This is a genomic window from Pseudomonas sp. HY7a-MNA-CIBAN-0227, assembly GCF_040310325.1.
Classification (GTDB): domain Bacteria; phylum Pseudomonadota; class Gammaproteobacteria; order Pseudomonadales; family Pseudomonadaceae; genus Aquipseudomonas.
Window position 1 is genome coordinate 42,931 of the sequence record NZ_JBEOPT010000021.1, and the last position, 17,765, is coordinate 60,695.

General features: G+C 59.9%; 12 protein-coding genes, 1 tRNA gene and 3 pseudogenes. 5 read left to right on the top strand and 11 right to left on the bottom strand.

Features of this window, described 5'->3' with window-relative positions; genetic code table 11:
* Positions 1-17 precede the first annotated feature (17 nt).
* Positions 18-2,075, bottom strand: a complete 2,058-nt coding sequence (locus AAEZ06_RS24815; RefSeq protein ID WP_350616714.1) for a methyl-accepting chemotaxis protein — start codon at positions 2,073-2,075, stop codon at positions 18-20.
* 230 nt (positions 2,076-2,305) lie between these two features.
* Positions 2,306-3,529 (bottom strand): MFS transporter, encoded by a 1,224-nt coding sequence (locus AAEZ06_RS24820; protein ID WP_350616716.1) that lies wholly within the window; start codon positions 3,527-3,529, stop codon positions 2,306-2,308.
* A 136-nt stretch (positions 3,530-3,665) separates the two neighbouring features.
* Between AAEZ06_RS24820 and AAEZ06_RS24825 the strand changes: the two genes are divergently transcribed.
* The 3 genes and pseudogenes from AAEZ06_RS24825 to AAEZ06_RS24835 form a co-directional block, all read left to right on the top strand.
* Complete coding sequence (locus tag AAEZ06_RS24825; RefSeq protein WP_350616718.1) at positions 3,666-4,274, top strand: TetR/AcrR family transcriptional regulator; 609 nt, start codon at positions 3,666-3,668, stop codon at positions 4,272-4,274.
* A 255-nt stretch (positions 4,275-4,529) separates the two neighbouring features.
* Positions 4,530-4,605, top strand: a tRNA-Asn gene (locus AAEZ06_RS24830).
* A gap of 162 nt (positions 4,606-4,767) precedes the next feature.
* Positions 4,768-5,817: pseudogene (locus tag AAEZ06_RS24835) on the top strand (tyrosine-type recombinase/integrase); the annotation flags it as partial.
* A 14-nt stretch (positions 5,818-5,831) separates the two neighbouring features.
* Here the strand turns inward: AAEZ06_RS24835 and AAEZ06_RS24840 are convergent.
* From AAEZ06_RS24840 to AAEZ06_RS24850, 3 genes and pseudogenes are all read right to left on the bottom strand, one after another.
* Positions 5,832-8,180, bottom strand: a pseudogene (locus tag AAEZ06_RS24840) (heavy metal translocating P-type ATPase).
* 145 nt (positions 8,181-8,325) lie between these two features.
* Positions 8,326-9,825, bottom strand: coding sequence for a catalase (locus AAEZ06_RS24845; RefSeq protein WP_149413737.1), 1,500 nt, complete (start codon positions 9,823-9,825; stop codon positions 8,326-8,328).
* A gap of 111 nt (positions 9,826-9,936) precedes the next feature.
* Positions 9,937-11,187: an alpha-hydroxy-acid oxidizing protein gene (locus AAEZ06_RS24850; protein WP_149413738.1), complete on the bottom strand. Its 1,251-nt coding sequence runs from the start codon at positions 11,185-11,187 to the stop codon at positions 9,937-9,939.
* A 641-nt stretch (positions 11,188-11,828) separates the two neighbouring features.
* On the opposite strand from AAEZ06_RS24850, the gene AAEZ06_RS24855 reads away from it, so the two are divergent.
* Together AAEZ06_RS24855 and AAEZ06_RS24860 are read left to right on the top strand one after the other, a co-directional pair.
* Positions 11,829-12,635 (top strand): LysR substrate-binding domain-containing protein, encoded by an 807-nt coding sequence (locus AAEZ06_RS24855; RefSeq protein ID WP_149413739.1) that lies wholly within the window; start codon positions 11,829-11,831, stop codon positions 12,633-12,635.
* 564 nt (positions 12,636-13,199) lie between these two features.
* A pseudogene (locus AAEZ06_RS24860) lies at positions 13,200-13,343 on the top strand (tyrosine-type recombinase/integrase); the annotation flags it as partial.
* A 278-nt stretch (positions 13,344-13,621) separates the two neighbouring features.
* On the opposite strand, the gene wrbA reads toward AAEZ06_RS24860, so the two are convergent.
* The 6 genes from wrbA to AAEZ06_RS24890 form a co-directional block, all read right to left on the bottom strand.
* Positions 13,622-14,221 (bottom strand): NAD(P)H:quinone oxidoreductase, encoded by a 600-nt coding sequence (gene wrbA, locus AAEZ06_RS24865; protein WP_149413740.1) that lies wholly within the window; start codon positions 14,219-14,221, stop codon positions 13,622-13,624.
* A gap of 193 nt (positions 14,222-14,414) precedes the next feature.
* Positions 14,415-14,828, bottom strand: a complete 414-nt coding sequence (locus AAEZ06_RS24870; protein ID WP_149413741.1) for a DoxX family protein — start codon at positions 14,826-14,828, stop codon at positions 14,415-14,417.
* 156 nt (positions 14,829-14,984) lie between these two features.
* A complete protein-coding gene (locus tag AAEZ06_RS24875) occupies positions 14,985-15,539 on the bottom strand; it encodes a cytochrome b (RefSeq protein ID WP_149413742.1) in 555 nt (184 codons plus the stop codon).
* A 196-nt stretch (positions 15,540-15,735) separates the two neighbouring features.
* The gene (locus AAEZ06_RS24880) at positions 15,736-16,335 is read right to left on the bottom strand and encodes an FMN-dependent NADH-azoreductase (RefSeq protein WP_149413743.1); all 600 of its coding nucleotides are present in this window, start codon (positions 16,333-16,335) and stop codon (positions 15,736-15,738) included.
* Positions 16,336-16,366: 31 nt separating this feature from the next.
* Entirely contained in the window at positions 16,367-17,086 is a 720-nt protein-coding gene (locus tag AAEZ06_RS24885; protein ID WP_149413744.1) for a pirin family protein, read from the bottom strand.
* Positions 17,087-17,154: 68 nt separating this feature from the next.
* Positions 17,155-17,742 (bottom strand): YceI family protein, encoded by a 588-nt coding sequence (locus AAEZ06_RS24890; RefSeq protein WP_350616725.1) that lies wholly within the window; start codon positions 17,740-17,742, stop codon positions 17,155-17,157.
* Positions 17,743-17,765 lie beyond the last annotated feature (23 nt).

The window sequence follows — 17,765 nt, forward strand, 5'->3', positions numbered from 1 at the left end:
AAATAGAGCGCCTAACATCACCCCAGCCGAAACCGCGCCGTATTCTCACTCAACGCGCGGCTTCCCTTACTCAACGTATCCGCCGCTTGATTCACCGCCCGCGCGCCCTCCAGCAAGCGCCCCGCTGCCTGATCAACCTGCTGAATATTCCCGCTCACCTCATCCGCCGTCGCGGCCTGTTCCTCAACCGCCACGGCGATCTGCGCCAATGTATCCGTGACGTTTTGCACCGCGCTGGCGATCTCTCCCAGCCGATTGCCCAGCCCGGTTACGGATTCCGCATCGGTCATCGCCTGGTCGCAGGCGGCGCCCATCAGGCTGACCGCCTGGCTCACCGTCGCGCGCAAGCTGTCCACAGTGCTGGCGATCTGCGCCGTGGATGCCTGGGTGCGTTGTGACAGGCTTCGAACTTCATCGGCCACTACGGCAAAACCTCGGCCCTGCTCGCCCGCTCGTGCGGCCTCAATGGCGGCGTTAAGCGCCAGCAAGTTGGTCTGCTCGGCAATACCTCGAATGGTGTCGACCACCGATTGGATCTGCTGCCCCTGCTGGCTCACTTGCCCCAGCGCATTGGCGGTGTCGGTCAGGCGCTGGTTGAGTTGTTGAATACTGGCCGTGGTGCGCTGGCTGTCACGGCTGCTGTCCTCGGCAATACGTCGGGTTTGCTGGGCGCTGCCTGCGGCCTGCTCGCAACTTTTGGCGACACCCATGGACGTCGCCGCCAACTGCGTTGCTGCCGCTGCAATCTGGCTGATTTGCAGTTGCTGGTCTTCCACTTCGGTGAGCGTGCTGCCCGATTGGGTATTGAGCGTCAGCACCGCAGACCCTAACTGCTGCGTTTCGTGATTAACGCCCAGCAGACTGGTGCGCAACTGCACCACCGCGACATTGAGCGCGGTGCTGATCGCGGCCAGTTCGTCACGGCCTTCAATCGCTACCTCGACACACAGGTTGCCGTCGCGCAGGGATTCGGCAAGGGTGGTGATACTGCTGGCGCTGCGCCGAATCGATGCCTGCAGGCACACGAACAGGTACAGGGCCGCCAACGCCAGAATGCTGAACGTCACCGCCACGGGGATGATTTGCTTGAACGAGAGGGCGCGGTAGTAGCTCAGGCGCGCATCAAGGGAGGTCAGCGACTGATTGCGCAGTGCGCCCAAGGCCCCGAGCATGCCGTCGACACTGCGCTCGAACCCGCTGGTATCGAGCTTGATCGTGCCGCCGAACACCCCGTCGTCCAGCACTTTCAGTTCGTTATCCAGCAGCTGCAAGCTGTTGTCGTACTGAGCGGTCCAGGTTTGCACCCCTGAGTACTGCTTGGCTTTAAGCGATGCAGCCGCCTTGACCAACTGATCCCGCGCATCGCCGATGCGACCGCGCAGGTCACGCATCTGCAAACGACTTTGCAAGGTGAACTGCCCCGAGGCGATGGACGACTGCCCGACGCTCGCCATGCGACCGATACGCTCAATCAGATCGGGCGCCTGCTGGGTGGCAATCTGCATCAGCAAGTAGGTTTCAAGCCAGGGATCGAGGATCAATCCGCAGTCCAGGGTGATCTGTTCGCGCAGGCTTTGCATCGCCGTCAGCGCTGAAGTAAAGCGGTCGTAGCCATCCGGCCACCAGCCCACGGTACGCAAGGATTGGGTGTCCATGCCTTTGACCGACACCTGCAACACCTCAAAGCGTGCCAGGGTGTCCGCACTGGCATTCTGTACTTTGAGCGCGTCGCCCAGCGCTTGCAGGCTCTGCAATATCACCGGGTTATTGGCATCGACCGCAGCCATCGCAGCCTTGGCCGCAGGTGTTGGCTCATGCAGGATGTCAGCCGCTTTCCAGCGCGCCGCGAGGTTGCGCTGCGTGGTCAGCTGACCGTCCAATGCATCGAGCGCCAGCAATTGGCCCACCCCGGATTGCTCATTTGAAATCACTGTCAGCTTGCCGCGATAGTCCTGCCCGATCATCCACAGACTGCCCGCCAAGGGCAGCATGAAAAGAAAAAACAGTATCTGAAACTTGCGCGCAAATCCGAAACGCCCGAGCAGGCGGATGCCTGGCGACAAAATACCCTGCATGTCCGACTACTCCCCTGAACAACCCACACACTGCAGCCGTGGATGCAGCCTTGAAATGATTAGCGGCAAAATGCCATGTCATTGTTTAAGCTGGCTCTAGCAAGAAACGGACCGCAGCGGTCAGGCCCGGGGATAGGCAGGGTGTCACTCAATAATTTGCGCAGCACGCTCGAAAATGGGGCAAAAGCACTCAGTGCGCAGAACAAAACTGTAACCATTGGGCAGAGTACTCAATGCCCGGCCACCGCTGATTTACCGGCTCCGCGCGGGCCCGATTTGAAACCATGGGAACGGGCAGTCCACGCAATAACAAATGCCACTACCACCAAAAACACCACCGCCCACGGAAACGAAACCACACCCCAGGTATCAAGCAATACCCCTCCCACCACGCCACTTCCCGCGATGGCGCTGTTCCAGGCCACCACGTTCAGCGACAGCGCGACGTCGGCACCGTCACCGGCAGCGTCGGCCAGAGCGGTTTGCAACAACGTCGCCGCACCGCCAAAACTCAACCCCCACACCGCCATGCCGACGTAGATCACTGCCGGTACTTCGGCAAAGAAACCAAATGCCAGGGCCGTCGCGGCGAAGGTCGCAAGGCTGACCAGCACCGTCCTGCGCAGCAATGGCTCGACCAACCGGGCGGTGATCCAGATTCCCACCAACGCCGCCACACCGAACACCAACAGCACCAGATCCACCCTCGCCAACAACCCCGCCGGCGCCACGAACGGCGCGATATAGGTATAGAGAATGTTGTGCGCCAGCATCCAGGCAATCACCACCGCCAGCACCGGCCGCACACCCGGTGTGGTGAGCACCTTGCGCAATGGCATCCGTTGGTGGGACGCCTGGCCGGGATAATCCGGGACCTTCACCAGCACCCAGACGATCAGTACCAAGGTCATCGCCGACATGATGCCAAAGGCCGTGCGCCAACCGACGAGACTGCCCAGCCAGGTACCCAGCGGAACCCCCAGCGACAGCGCAATTGGCGTTCCGACCATGGCTAGCGCCAGCGCCCTGCCCTGTTGATGAGGCGCCACCATGCGCCGCGCGTAACCGGCCAACAGGCTCCAGGCCAGCCCCGCCGCCACTCCGGCAAAGAAGCGCGCCACCAGCGTCAGCCCGTAGTGGGACGACAGCGCGGTGATGGAGTTAAACAGCAGAAAACCAACGATGGTCAGCAACAGCACATTGCGCCGGCGCCAGCCCCGGGTGGCAATGGTCAGTGGAATCACCGCCAGCACCGAACCCAGTGCATAGGCCGTGACCATCTGCCCGGCCATGGATGGGGAAATCGCCAGGCCTTCGCTGATCTGCGGCAGCAAGCCGGCGGGCAGGGTTTCGGTAACGATGCAGATAAAGCCGGTCATCGCCAGGGCCAACAAGGCACCGACGGGCAAGCGATCCGGCACGGCATCGGCCGGCAAGGAAATTGAGGCAGTCACAGGGAGGCTCCTTGATTGAGGGCAGCTCAAAGAGCTATATGAATACTGATCGGTACAAATGTTAGGGAGGCGGACTGTCGTTGTCAATGACTTCTGTATCGACTAGTATTTAAGTTATCACTCAGAGGATTTCGTCATGGCGCAGATGGGCCGCCCCCGCAACTTCGACCGCGACCACGCGGTGGAACAAGCCTTGCACCTGTTCTGGGAGTACGGTTACGACGCTACGTCACTGAACCAGTTGAAGGCTGGCCTGGGCGGCGGGATTTCCGCGCCGAGTTTTTACGCCGCGTTCGGTTCAAAGGAGGATTTGTTCCAGGAATGCGTGCAGCGTTACCTGACCAGTTTTGCCCAGGTTACTGAGTGTTTGTGGGATGAAAACCTCGCACCTCGTGAGGCTGTAGAGACTGCCCTACGCCAATCCGCCAGCATGCAGTGTGAAGACGGTCACCCCAAGGGTTGCATGGTGAGCCTGGGTGTCATGAGCGCCCCGGCACCGGAAAGCCGCGAAGTGACCGCCGCCCTGACCCAGTCCCGCGAACGCACCCGCGCAGGAATCGTGAGCTGTGTCGAACGCGCCATCGCCAATAGTGAGTTGCCTGCACACACTAATGCGCAAGCCCTGGCAACAGTGTTCGACAGCTTCCTGCAAGGTATTTCCATCCAGGCACGGGATGGCATCGGCCATGATCTCATCGACACGGCCATCTCCCACATTATGTTGACTTGGGACCGTGCTAGCTAATCGCCACTTGCACTCGGTGTGCCTGCATCGTCAGTATTGCGAACTACTCCCATCTACAATACTGCGCTCACCCGCCTGATGAATGAGCGGCGCACGACTTAGAAGGATCTCCATGCAAGGCTTTTATCGTCACCATGAGGTGGTGTGAGACAAAGTCGCTAACTGCGGTTCGAGTCAGATGAACGCCGAGACTCACGTCCTTCGCAGGCATTAAATGCTTGACTTCTCTTTTTTAATCAGTAACATACGGCGTATTCCGCGATAGCTCAGTTGGTAGAGCAAATGACTGTTAATCATTGGGTCCCTGGTTCGAGTCCAGGTCGTGGAGCCATACAAGGTTCCAGAGAAGGCTTCCAAAATCTCTGAAACCCCCGAAAAACCCGCCTTCTGGCGGGTTTTTTCGTTTTGGCGTTCCGTCGGACTCCGGTGGATTCCAACCGTTTTAAGGGTAGAGTTGGGGGTAAAGGTCACTTCGATAAAAGGGAGTACCCTTCTGTCGCGCACCACTGCTCCACTCTCCGATTCCGCTTGCCGTTCGGCCAAGCCCACAGACCGCGCCTACAAGCTTTTCGACGGCGACGGCCTTTACCTTCTAGTCCAACCCAATGGCCGCAAAGGCTGGCGTCTCAGATACGTCAAACCTGATGGCCGGGAAGGACTTACTGCATTCGGCAATTACCCCGTTATAGGGCTCGCCGATGCGCGCCGCAAGCGCTTGGAGGTCAAGCGAATGCTGGCGGATGGCATTGATCCCATAGAAGCCAAGACCCAAGCCCTGATCAAAGGCCGTACCTTTGAAAGCGTTGCCCTAAGCTGGCACACGGAAATGTCAGCCAAGTGGGCACCAGACTATTCCAAGACAGTGATGAGTCGCCTCAAAACCCACCTCTTCCCACTGATCGGCGCCCGCGCCATTGTCGACCTCGACACCCACGACCTTTTGCGGCCCTTGGAAGCGATCAAGAAGCGCGGAACGATAGACGTTGCTTTAAGGGTACAATACTACCTGCAGAGCATCATGCGCGAGGCAAAGCGCCTCCGGCTTATCACCGTAAACCCTGCTTACGACCTCGAAGGCTCGATCAAAGCTCCTCGGGTAGTCCACCGCCCCGCTTTACCCTTATCGCGCTTGCCTGAATTACAGGAGCGGATCGACACCTATAAAGGCCGCGCACTTACCCGGCTGACGGTCATGCTGTCACTGCATGTGTTTGTACGCTCCAGCGAACTGCGCTTCGCCCGCTGGAGCGAGTTCGACCTCAAGCGTGGCGTCTGGGAAATACCCGACACGCGCCCAGCGTTGGAAGGCGTACCCTTTTCCACAAGAGGTACGAAGATGGCAGGCGATATCCATCTTGTACCCTTATCGCCGCAAGCGGTCGCCCTGCTAGAGCAGATCCACGAAATCACAGGCAGATTTGACTTGGTCTTCGCAGGCGATACCAACTCCTGGAAACCGATGTCCGAAAACACCGTGAACAGCGCGCTTCGGAAGATGGGGTACGACACCAAAACCGAGATCTGCGGTCGCGGTTTTCGGGCGCACCCGCATGGCAGTCACTCGAATCGCGTCTTGCCCAGTCGCAATGCGTTCGCCACCACGGACACCGAACTCAGGCTCATCGCCAGCGCCGCGATCATCGGACTCAGCAGCAGGCCGGTGAACGGGTACAGCACGCCCGCGGCGATCGGCACGCCGAGCGCGTTGTAGAGGAAGGCGAACGTCAGGTTCTGCTTCATGTTCGCCACGGTGGCGTTGGACAGGTTGCGCGCACGCACGATGCCGCGCAGGTCGCCCTTGACCAGGGTGACCTGCGCGCTGGACATGGCGACGTCGGTGCCGGTGCCCATGGCGATGCCGATGTCGGCGCCGGCCAGCGCCGGGGCGTCGTTGATGCCGTCGCCGGCCATCGCGACCTTGTGGCCTTCGGCCTTCAGCCGCTGCACGAGATCGATCTTGTCCTTCGGCCGCACCTCGCCATGCACCTCGTCGATGCCCAGCTCGCGCGCCACCGCGTTGGCCGTGGTCACGCCGTCACCGGTGGCCATCACGATGCGCAGGCCGTCGGCCTGCAGGGCCTTGATGGCTTCGCGAGTGGACGCCTTGATCGGGTCGGCCACGGCGATCAGTCCGGCCAGCGTGCCGTCAACTGCCAGGTACATGACGCTCGCGCCCTCGTGACGCAGCGCCTCGGCCTGCTCCTGCAGTGAGGTTGGATCGACCCCCTGCTCCTGCATCAGTTGTGTGTTGCCGATTGCGAGCGTGCGCCCGCCAACCGTGCCGCGCACGCCGATGCCGGTGGACGATTCGAAGTCTGCGGGCGTCTCCAGCGCCAGGTTGCGGCGACGCGCCTCGGCGACGATGGCGTCGGCCAGCGGATGCTCGCTGCCCTGGTCGAGGCTGGCGGCCAGGCGCAGCACCTCGTCCTCGGCAAAACCATTCGAGGCGATCGCCTCGCGGAACGCCGGCCGGCCTTCGGTCAATGTGCCGGTCTTGTCGACGATGAGGGTGTCGATGCGGCGGAAGTTCTCGATCGCCTCGGCATCGCGGAACAGCACGCCGCCCTGCGCGGCGCGACCGGTGGCGACCATGATCGACATCGGCGTCGCCAGGCCGAGCGCGCAGGGGCAGGCGATGATCAGCACCGACACCGCGTTGAGCACCGCGTACGTCCACGACGGCTCCGGTCCGAACAGTCCCCACGCCAGGAACGTCGCCACGGCCACGGCCAGCACGGCGAGCACGAACCAGAACGCGACCTTGTCGGCCATGCGCTGCATCGGAGCGCGCGAGCGCTGTGCCTGTGCCACCAGCTGCACGATCTGCGAGAGGACGGTTTCCGAACCGACCTTCTCGGCCTGGATCACCAGGCTGCCGGTGGCGTTCATGGTGGCGCCGATGACGGCGTCGCCGACCGATTTCTCGACAGGGGTCGGTTCGCCGGTCAGCATCGACTCGTCAATGTTGGAACGGCCTTCGAGCACTTTGCCGTCGACGGGGACCTTCTCGCCGGGGCGCACGCGCAGGCGGTCGCCGACGTGGACGTGGCTCAGTTCGATGTCTTCCTCGCTGCCGTCGGCGCGCAGGCGGCGCGCGGTTTTCGGGGCAAGGCCCAGCAGCGACTTGATCGCAGCGGAGGTCTTGGAACGGGCGCGCAGCTCCAGCAACTGGCCGAGCAGGGTGAGCGAAATGATCACCGCAGCGGCTTCGAAGTACACGCCGACGCGGCCGTGCTCGCGGAACGAATCGGGGAATAGGCCGGGCGCCACGGTCGCGACCACGCTGTAACCGAATGCCGCAGTCACGCCGATGCCGATCAGGGTCTACATGTTCGGGCTGCGGTTGCGGATCGACTGCACGCAGCGTTGCAGGAACGGCCAGCCGGCCCAGAGCACCACGGGCGTGGTCAGCACGAGTTCGATCCAGGTGCGGACATCGGTCGGCAGCCAGTCGAATTGATGCCCCAGCATAGACAGCACCAGCACGACCAGCGTCAGCGGCAGCGTCCACCAGAAGCGGCGGCTGAAGTCGCGCAGCTCCGGGTTTTCCTCGTCGTCGAGACCGGGCATCTCCGACTCCAGCGCCATGCCGCAGATCGGGCAGGTGCCGGGATGGTCCTGGCGGATCTGTGGATGCATCGGGCAGATGTACATTGAACCCGGAAGCGCGGCCGCAGGCTCGGCCGGCTTCGGAGAGAGATACTTGCCGGGATCGGCGACGAACTTTGCGAGACAACCGGCCGAGCAGAAGTGATAGGTCGTGCCGACGTGTTCGGTGTGGTGTGGCGAGGTCTGCGGATCGACCGTCATCCCGCAGACGGGATCGTTCGCCTTGTCGGATGTGGACGCTTGCGCCGCTGCACCGTGGCGGCCGCTAGCAGCCGCTAGCAGCCGCCCGCTGGCCATGCGCATGCTCGTCCTGATGATGTTCGTGCGTATTCACGCTTCCTCCTTCGACCAACAGCATCCAATCGGACGGCTTGCTGGCGTCGAGAACTGTTGCATCTCCCTTGGGAAAAGTGCCCGACGAGTGTACTCGTCGGGCGACGCTTCAGCCTTCACCCATGCCCTCGGCGGGTTGCGGCGCACTGCCGGAGCGCACCTTGTCCTCGATGCGCTGGCCGACACCGGCGTCGACACTTTTCCAGTAGTCGAAGGCGCGCTCCAGCACCGGGCTGCGCACGCCGCCGAGCAGGCTGCCGGCCACCTGGTCGACCAGCAACTGGCGTTGGGCATCGTTGAACACTTCGCGCACCAGGGTGCCGGGCTGGCCGAAGTCGTCGTCCTGCGCATGCAGGGTGTAGGCGCTGCGGACCATCTCGCCGTCGGCCTCCCAGCCGTCCGCCGCCGGGCCGGTCTCGTCCGCCCATGGGCGGCCGCCGCTGTTGGGCAAGTACGTCGGCGCGGCACCACTGTGGTGGTAGGTCATCTGGCCGTCGAACAGGTAGCTGTTGACCGGCACCTTCGGCTGGTTCACCGGCAACTGGTGGAAGTTGGTGCCGATGCGGTTGCGCTGGGCATCGGCGTAGGCGAACGCGCGCGCCAGCAGCATCTTGTCGGGCGACAGGCCAATACCGGGCACGGTGTTGCCCGGCGAGAACGCCGCCTGTTCGATCTGGGCGAAGAAGTTCTCGGGGTTGCGGTTCAGGGTCATCGTGCCGACCTTGATCAGCGGGTAGTCCTGGTGCGACCAGGTCTTGGTCAGGTCGAACGGGTTGAAGCGGTAGGCCTTGGCGTCGGCGTACGGCATCACCTGGATCGACAGCGTCCAGCTCGGATGCTCACCGCGGGTAATGGCCTCGAACAGGTCGCGGCGGTGGAAGTCGGCGTCGCTGCCCGCCATGGCAGAGGCATCGGCGTTGCTGAAGAAGGCCATGCCCTGCTGGGTGTGGAAGTGGTATTTGACCCAGAATTTCTCGCCGCTCGCGTTGACCCACATGTAAGTGTGCGAACCGTAGCCGTTCATCTCGCGCCAGCTGCGCGGCAGCCCGCGCTCGCCCATCAGGTAGGTGACCTGGTGCGCGGTTTCCGGGTTGTTGGTCCAGAAGTCCCACTGCATGTGGTTGTCGCGCAGGCCCGAGTCGGGCAGGCGCTTCTGGCTGCGGATGAAGTGAGGGAACTTCATCGGGTCGCGCACGAAGAACACCGGCGTATTGTTGCCCACCAGGTCGTAGTTGCCTTCAGTGGTGTAGAACTTCAGCGAAAAACCGCGCACGTCGCGCCAGGTATCGGGGCTGCCCGACTCGCCGGCCACGGTGGAGAAACGCGCCAGCATCTCGGTGGACGCGCCGTTCTGGAACAACGCCGCCTTGGTGTACTTCGAGACGTCCTCGCTGATTTGCAGCACGCCGAACGCGCCCGCACCTTTCGCATGCGGCTGGCGCTCGGGCACCTTTTCGCGGTTGAAGTGCGCCATCTGCTCGAGGAAATGTACGTCGTGCAGAACGATCGGGCCGTCGGCGCCGATCGTCAGGGAGTTGCGATCACTCGCGGCCGGCGCGCCGGAACCGGTCGTCGAACCCGAAACACTGTTCTTGTCAGAGCTGCTCATGGGATTTCCTTTCATCAGGGGTTGGTGTGCCACTGTCTTATTCGTGGGTTGGAGTAGGTATACCACCTACAAGTGTCACGCGCGCGGCCAGGCCCGCCGCGCGCCGTTTCGTCAGCCCAGCCGCTCTGCGCCAACCCTCACCGGCCCGTGCGTACCCGGCGCAGCAGCCTGGCGCACGTGCTCGCTGCGCAGCTCGCCGAGGTTGCTGGCACCCAGGTGAAGAAGCGTGTTCACGGTTTCGCGGTGCAAGAAGTCGATCACGCTGTCGACGCCGCTCGCACCGCCCAGGGCCAAGCCGAACATGACCGGCCGGCCGATCGCCACCGCGTTGGCGCCCATCGCCAGCGCCTTCACCACGTCGGTGCCACGGCGGATGCCGCTGTCCAGAATCAAGGGCACCTCGCCCTTGACCACTTCCGCTATCGCCGGCAGCGCGGTGATGGCGGCCGGCGTGCCGTCGAGCGCGCGGCCGCCGTGGTTGGAGACCTGAATCGCCGCAGCGCCGGCGGCAATCGCCGCGCGCGCGTCCTCGGGCCGGGTGATACCCTTGACGACCACCGGCAGGCCGGTGACGTTGCGGATCATCTCGACGTCGGCCCAGCTCAGGTTGGTCTTGAACGCTGGTTGCTTGCCGTCCGGGAAGTTGCCGTAGGGCAGCCACGGGCGTGGATTACCCAGGCGCATGTATTCGTCGGACGAGCCCTGGCCGATCGCGTCTACTGTCAGCACGATGGCCTTGAAGCCTGCAGCCTTGGCGCGCTGCAGCACCGCGCGCGAAAAGCCGTCGTCGGTGGTCAGGTAGATCTGGAACCACTTCGGACCGTCGCTCGCCTTGGCGATGTCTTCCATGCTGGCCGTGGACGAACTCGACACGGTCAGCAGCCCGCCGGATTTGGCGATCCCGCGCGCCGTGGCCACTTCGGCCAGAGGATGGTGCAGGCCGTGGCTGCCGAAGGGCGTGATGATGAACGGGTGCGGCAGGCGCAGCCCGAGCAGGTCAACCGACAGGTCGATCTTATCGCGCACCACGCCCTGCATGCGCTTCGGTACAAAGGCGTAATCGCCCCAGGCGCGCTGGTTTTCGGCCAATGTCCACTGCTTGCCGGAGCCGTTGGCCACGAACACGTAGGTGCCGTGCCCGTACACTTGCTTGGCCTGTTCTTCCAACAGGTCGATGTTGAAGATGTCGAGCTTCTTGTCGGTGCCCCTGCGCACGATATTGAGATCGGCGCTGCTGATTTCCTCCGGCGTCTGGGCAGCCACGTGGCCAGCGGCAAGCGCTGTTACCGCAAGGCTGGCACCGGCGAATTTCAGTGCGCTTCGTCGCGAGATGTTGATGGCGCTCTGGTCATGGATTGGCATGTTGAACTCCTTTGTTGCTGGCCGCAGCGGGCCATGATTTTACTTCTCACGGCATCGGGCGCGATGTCGATGTGCTCGTCCGGGAAGCGCGGTTCACTGTTTAGCCAGCGCGTGTCTTGGCCCATGCACCAATCTTGATAACTGACGAACGCCGGGAAGCCGGCGAACACCGACCTGTTGCAATACCTTTAACACATAAGCCTGACAGGGGATTCGTCTGGCGGTAGAGCCGCAACTGGAAGACGGTAAAATCAGACCGCTACGGCAGATCGGAAATCTTAACGTACGATTTCTCCGAATTCTGTAGGCTCCCCAGTATAGTGAGAAGTAACCAGACAGGCAGCTTTTGTGGCTCCCTCCTGTCTTCAGAATTTTCGTCCACGGGTCGCCCTGATCAGAGCCCTTTATGATGAGAGTTGGTCCAGCAGCATCATGATTTCGGTAATCGCGCTGTCGATTGCATGCAATGACATTGCATCGCGCGCCTGTATCGTAATGCCGAACAGAAAAGTCTCGAATAGGGTTGCCAGGGTCGCAACGTCTTTCGTCGCTGGGATCTCGCCGCATTCTCGCGCTCGATCAAGACAGGCGCGCACACCAGTACGAGTGCGCTCACGCTCCTTGGTTAACAGAGCCCGAATGTGGCCGTTCTACTTGGCACCGAGCTTTTTGATCGTAGTGCAGGCGCAATGATAGTGACCCAAGCCGGCATCGAACTGCTGTCCATCGTCCGTCAGTTTTTGAAAGACTTCGCTGCGCTCGCCACTCGTTTCGAACGTGGCGTTCAGGGCTCGACGCTGATCGAATTGTTCGTCCACGACTCGTTTGCCAACACTTGGTTGATCCCGCGCTTGCCAGCCTTTTATGCTGCCCATCCCGACATCCGAATTCAGCTCAACACCGACGACTTCTCCAGATTCGACAATGCCAGCGGGCAAGCCGCCATACGCTTGCAAACCCAAGAGGCCACGTGGCCAGGTTTCTACTCGGAATTCATTCTTCCCGAACGAATCTTTCCGGTGTGCAGCCCCACGCTGATCGATCGGATCGGTGTTCCTGAAACACCAGCAGACGTTCTCAACTTCCCCATCATTCTGCGCGCTCGGAGCATGGCCAATGGAGAGCAGATCTCAACGCCCTCCTGGGATTACTGGCTCCAGAAAAACGCATTGGCACCCTCCTCGCTCAACTGCGTGCTCGTAGTGCCTCACTCCAATATGGCTGTCTCGGCTGCGATAAGAGGCCTGGGCGTTGCGATGGCCAGGACATCACATATTTCTGATGAAATCCGCACAGGAGCGCTTCAGAAGTTGCTCACTGAAGAAATGGAGAACGACACTGGGTATCACTTTCTGTGCTCCCCGGGGAAACAGAACTCGCCTGAGATTCGCGCAATTCTCGAATGGCTCAAAACAGAAAGCAGGGATCCGCACACCCTGACAAAATAAAGCCACACTAGCCCCTTGATTGTCAGTCATGACGTAACTCCTCCCTGTAATACATCAAAAATAGCCGCCTAGGAGGACGGCGCTGGAACGAATCGAAATAATTATGGCGGAAAGAATAGCGGCGGGTAATACCAGCAGCCTCGCAGTGGCGGCGATAGGGTCGCGCCCGAAAGACAGTGGCAGAAGCGGGCCCGCTGACTCATAAAGCACTCGGCCCTTCGCGCCCATCAAGTCAAGACAGTAACCGATTCTCGTCGATAACAAGTTGTGCAAACTGGACGAGATCATTGATTTTCCCCGCGCCGCGACGGTCGAGGTGGTAGCCCATGACACCTACAGACCTAGGGGCCATCCCGGTCACATCGCTGCGAGTCGCCGTTCATTACAACCGCAGGGGCGATACCAGTCCATCCGAGCCCTGGCTGTACGCCAAAGGCACGGCACAGGGATCGATAAATTTCAGGGTCTGGCTTCATCAGACCAAGCTCGAAACTGAGCCCGAAAACATCAATGCCCTGAAATAATCCTCTCAGCGGGTGACCGTAAGGCGCAGCTAAGTTAGATCTGTACGATTACTTCGCCTCCCTGGAAGCCATTGGTTTAGCGTGGGATGAAGAAAGCCCGGCCCATGGTCTCAGCATTCTGTGGAGGTACAGGGATTGGTCTAGCGGAGAATTAGCACTTGATCCCAAAACGGTAAACAGCCGACCTGATCGTGGTGGCGAGGCACGGGGATCGACAATGATGTATGTAACTATTAATCAACCGGTCATCAGAAGTCCTGTGCGCATCAGGTGTTTCAGCCAGCACGACGGTGCAGTCGTCTTCTGAAAATGACAGAAACGACTGAGTGCGCAGCTTACTTAACTATTTTTAGCTGGGACTCAGGGTTCACAAGGTGTAAAGCCTGAGCGCAACTATTCTGGATCGAGAACCCCACCGCTGCTAAATATCACGAGAGCTATTCAGCAGGGTGGGGGAAAGCTTTAACCGTTTAGCTTCACCACGAAGTTCGCCACGTATTCACCCTGGTGACGAGCGATATCCAGCTCTCGCGCATCGGGCTGGCGAGAGCCGTCGCCACCGGCGATGGTCGACGCGCCGTAGGGCGTTCCGCCACCCACTTGCGAGACATCGAAGAGGGCTGGATTGCTGTACCCGATTGGAACGATCACCATCCCGTGGTGGGCCAGGGTCGTCCAGGTTGAGGTAATGGTCATTTCCTGACCGCCGCCAGTACCTGTGGAGGTAAACACACTGGCAACCTTGCCAACCAAAGATCCGTTGGCCCACAGTCCCCCGGTCTGATCGAGGAAGTTGCGCATCTGTCCCGACATGTTCCCGAAACGGGTCGGAGTGCCAAAGATGATCGCGTCGTAATCGGCCAGTTCAGCAGGGCTCGCAACAGGTGCGGTCTGCTCAACCTTGCCACCGGCGGCCTTGAAGGCCTCTGCCGACATAGTTTCAGGTACACGCTTAATCGTGACCTCGACCCCGGCAACGCTGCGTGCACCTTCCGCGACTTTTTGAGCCATGGTTTCGATGTGTCCATACATCGAATGATATAGAACCAATACTTTTGCCATTTTTAAGTCCTCATTATGGAATTGAGTCGTACCAGAGTCGTTGCCAGTTATTCGCGCTATCAGATCTTTCAGTAGTCCCACTAGGTAGCCTCCGTAGGGCTGATGAATATGAAATGGTCGCTGCTCGAAACCCAAGCCTTAAATCGCTTAGGTCGTGCTCCAGCATGGCTGGCCGCTGGAGCGTGGGAATTGCCTATTTGCCATCTACCGAGTACTTACCGGGGCCAGTAACGCCCAGCAGCAGCAAGCCACCCATGATGCTCAGATTCTTGTAGAACTGGGTCATGTTGGCGGCACGCTCCGGATCGACCATCGTCCAGTAATGGTGGCCGATCAGCGCGGTGCCGAGGACGAACAAGGTGTAGAAAAAGGCGACCGGCCGCGTATAGAAGCCGATTACCAGCAAAATTGCAGCGCCAACCTCCATCAATACCGCGATGGATGCGGCTACCATCGGCAGCGGCGCACCCAGAGAGCCAAGATAGGCAACCGTGCCCGAGAATCCCGTCAGTTTCGACCACCCGGATATCAGGAAGAGAATCATCAGTAAGACTCTGGCTAGCAGAATGATTTCATTCCTCTGCTGCTGAAGGAGTGTGTAGCGCATAGTGGTGCTCCCACATAGAGAACGAGGGCCCAGCTCGATTTGAGCGGGGTATGGAGTTCAATATAGATTGCGATGCCTGTTTGGGTGCGCCGATTTAGAAATTAGCCTGGTTGTCATATCCATCGCTAGAAAGGACTTTGCCATCTCGTCCCGTAGTCAGCGATTTCGGGTGGGCAATATCCCAGCAAGAATTTCATCTTTGTCGATGAAATGGTGTTTCAAGGCAATAAGTAGATGACCCCCGACCAGCGCGCCGCAGAACCAGGCCATTAGGGTGTGAATCCATTTAGCCAGGTCGTATAGCGTTTCGTTCGGCGCCACTATTGGTGGCAGCTGATACAGACCGAGCAGCATGATCGGCTTGTCCGCCACGGAGCTCCAATACCAACCGGACAGTGGCAGAGCGATGAGTGCCACCGCATAGAGCAGTATGTGACCCACCTTGGCACCCCGTCGCATCATCGGGCTCATACTCGCAGGCAGTGCCGGTGCTGGATGGCTTAAGCGCCATGCAACACGCACGACAATCAAAAACAACAAGGTGCTGGCTAATGCCTTGTGCAGTATCGTCAAACCATGACCGGGGTTCAGCTCGTCTCGCCAATGCGTGGCAAGAATGCCTATGCACCAGCTGGCAATCCAAATAGCGGCCATGCCCCAATGCAGCCATTTAGCGGTGCCGGTATAACTATCCGTATGCGTTTTTGCCATTATGCCAACTCTCAATATGTCATTTCCGAATGCCCTGCCAGGCGTCTACCGGTTTCGCCAGGGCGAGCGGATTAAACCTGCCAAGAAAGAGTGCTCGGGTGCTGGGAGCGCTAAATGGGGTCGCAACACGAGCCGCTCGATCGTATCGATCCTTTCAATAACTGGCATCGCCAACGACGCCACAGAGAGGCGCTTATCAGGCGCTGAGTGCGTCGATTTGCGCTTCGGCTGCAGCGAAAGCTTGTTCTGCTCCTTCGGCACCCATCGCCAGACCTTCAACATAGACGAACGCGACATCGGTCAGGCCGAGGAAACCGAAGATGGTCTTCAGATACGGCACCTGGGAGTCCGCCGGTGTGTCGCGATATTTACCGCCACGGGCCAGCGCCACATAGACTTTCTTGCCTTTCAGTAGGCCTTCCGGACCATTCTCGGTATAGCGAAAGGTCACTCCGGCGCGAGCAATGGCGTCGAGCCACGTTTTCAGCTGCACAGGCACACCGAAGTTGTACATCGGTACGCCTAGCACGATGGCGTCGACGGACTGTACCTGGGCAATCAACGCATCATCCAGGGCTACACGAGCTGCTTGGTCTTCGGTACGGCTCTCGGCCGGGGTAAACAGGGCGGTCAGTGCAGCGTCATCCAGCACTGGATGCGGATCACTTGCCAGGTCGCGCAGTTCGACGAGGGCTGCTGGATTTTGCTCCTTCAGGCGAGCGGTGATGGAGTCGGCAAGGCGGGTGGAGTTGGCACCGGCCGAACGGGCGCTGGCGTTGATTTGCAGAATCTTCATGGTCTGTTCTCTCAGTCGGATGAGGAGGAATTCAATAAGCCGCTAATTCGATGGGCCGCAGGTCGAATAGCAGCACTTCGGCATTATTGCCGGCTCTGAAGTCGATTTCGCGGATATCGCGTACCCGGACGCCATCGCCGGTGACCAAGCGCTGGCCATTGACGGTCAGCTCGCCCTGTGCCACGTGGATATAGGCATAGCGGCCGGCCGGCAGCTCGAAACGCTTTTGTTCGGTGCCGTCGAATAGCCCGGCATAGACACGCACGTCCTGATGGACTGATAACGAGCCCTCGGCTCCATCTGGGGAAATAATCAGACGCAACCGGCCACGCTTCTGCGCCGCATCAAAATGCTTTTGCTGGTAACGCGGCTTGACACCTTTGCGTTTTGGCACGATCCAGATTTGCAGGAAATGCACCGGCTTGTCCCGCGACGCGTTGAACTCGCTGTGCCGCACTCCGCTGCCGGCGCTCATCATCTGCACGTCGCCGGGGCGAATTATCGAACCGGTGCCCATGGAATCTTTGTGCTGCAGCGCACCCTCAAGCACGTAGGAGAAAATTTCCATGTCGCGATGGCCGTGGGTATCGAAGCCGCGTCCCTGGCGCACACGATCATCGTTGATCACCAACAGATCAGAAAACCCTACCTGCTGAGGATCGTAATAACTGCCGAAGGAAAAACTGTGCTGCGAATACAGCCAACCGAAATTCGCAACGCCGCGTTTGCCGGAATGCCTGACTTCAAACATGTCGATCACCTGCGTGCCCGCAGCGGGATAACGTCTACGTCCCGTTATCTCACGACGGAAGGGTTGGCTTAATTCTTGATCGCTTCGAGCGAGACAGTGATGGTTACGTCATCACCCACGTGCGGAGCGTATTTGCCAGCATTGAATTCGCTGCGTTTGATGACAACCTGCGCGTTGGCACCGATAGCATCTTTTTTCAGCATCGGATGCTGCATGTTGACGAAGTGGGTTATGTCCAGGGTGACAGGCTTTGTGATGCCCTTGATAGTCAGATCACCATCGACAGTCACTGGCTTGTCACCCTTGAAGCGCACCTTGGAGGACTTGAAAGTAGCGGTCGGGAAAGTGGCGGTGTCGAGGAAATCCTTAGCCTGGATGTGCTCATTGAAAAGCTCGAAACCGGTGTTAACCGACGTCATGTCAATCTCGATATCGACCTGGCCCGTCTTGGCTGCCTTGTCCACCACAATAGTGCCGGTGGTTTTATTGAAGCGGCTCACTTGGGTCGACATACCGAAGTGGTTGTAGGAAAAGCTTGGAAAGGTGTGGGCTCCATCTACGACATAGGTTTCAGGCGCGGCGAATGCGGAGGTAGCAGTCATGGAGGCGGCGCCTGCGATAACCAGGGCTGCAGAAATTTTGGTCAATACGTTCATAGTTATCCAGATGTGCCAGGGTC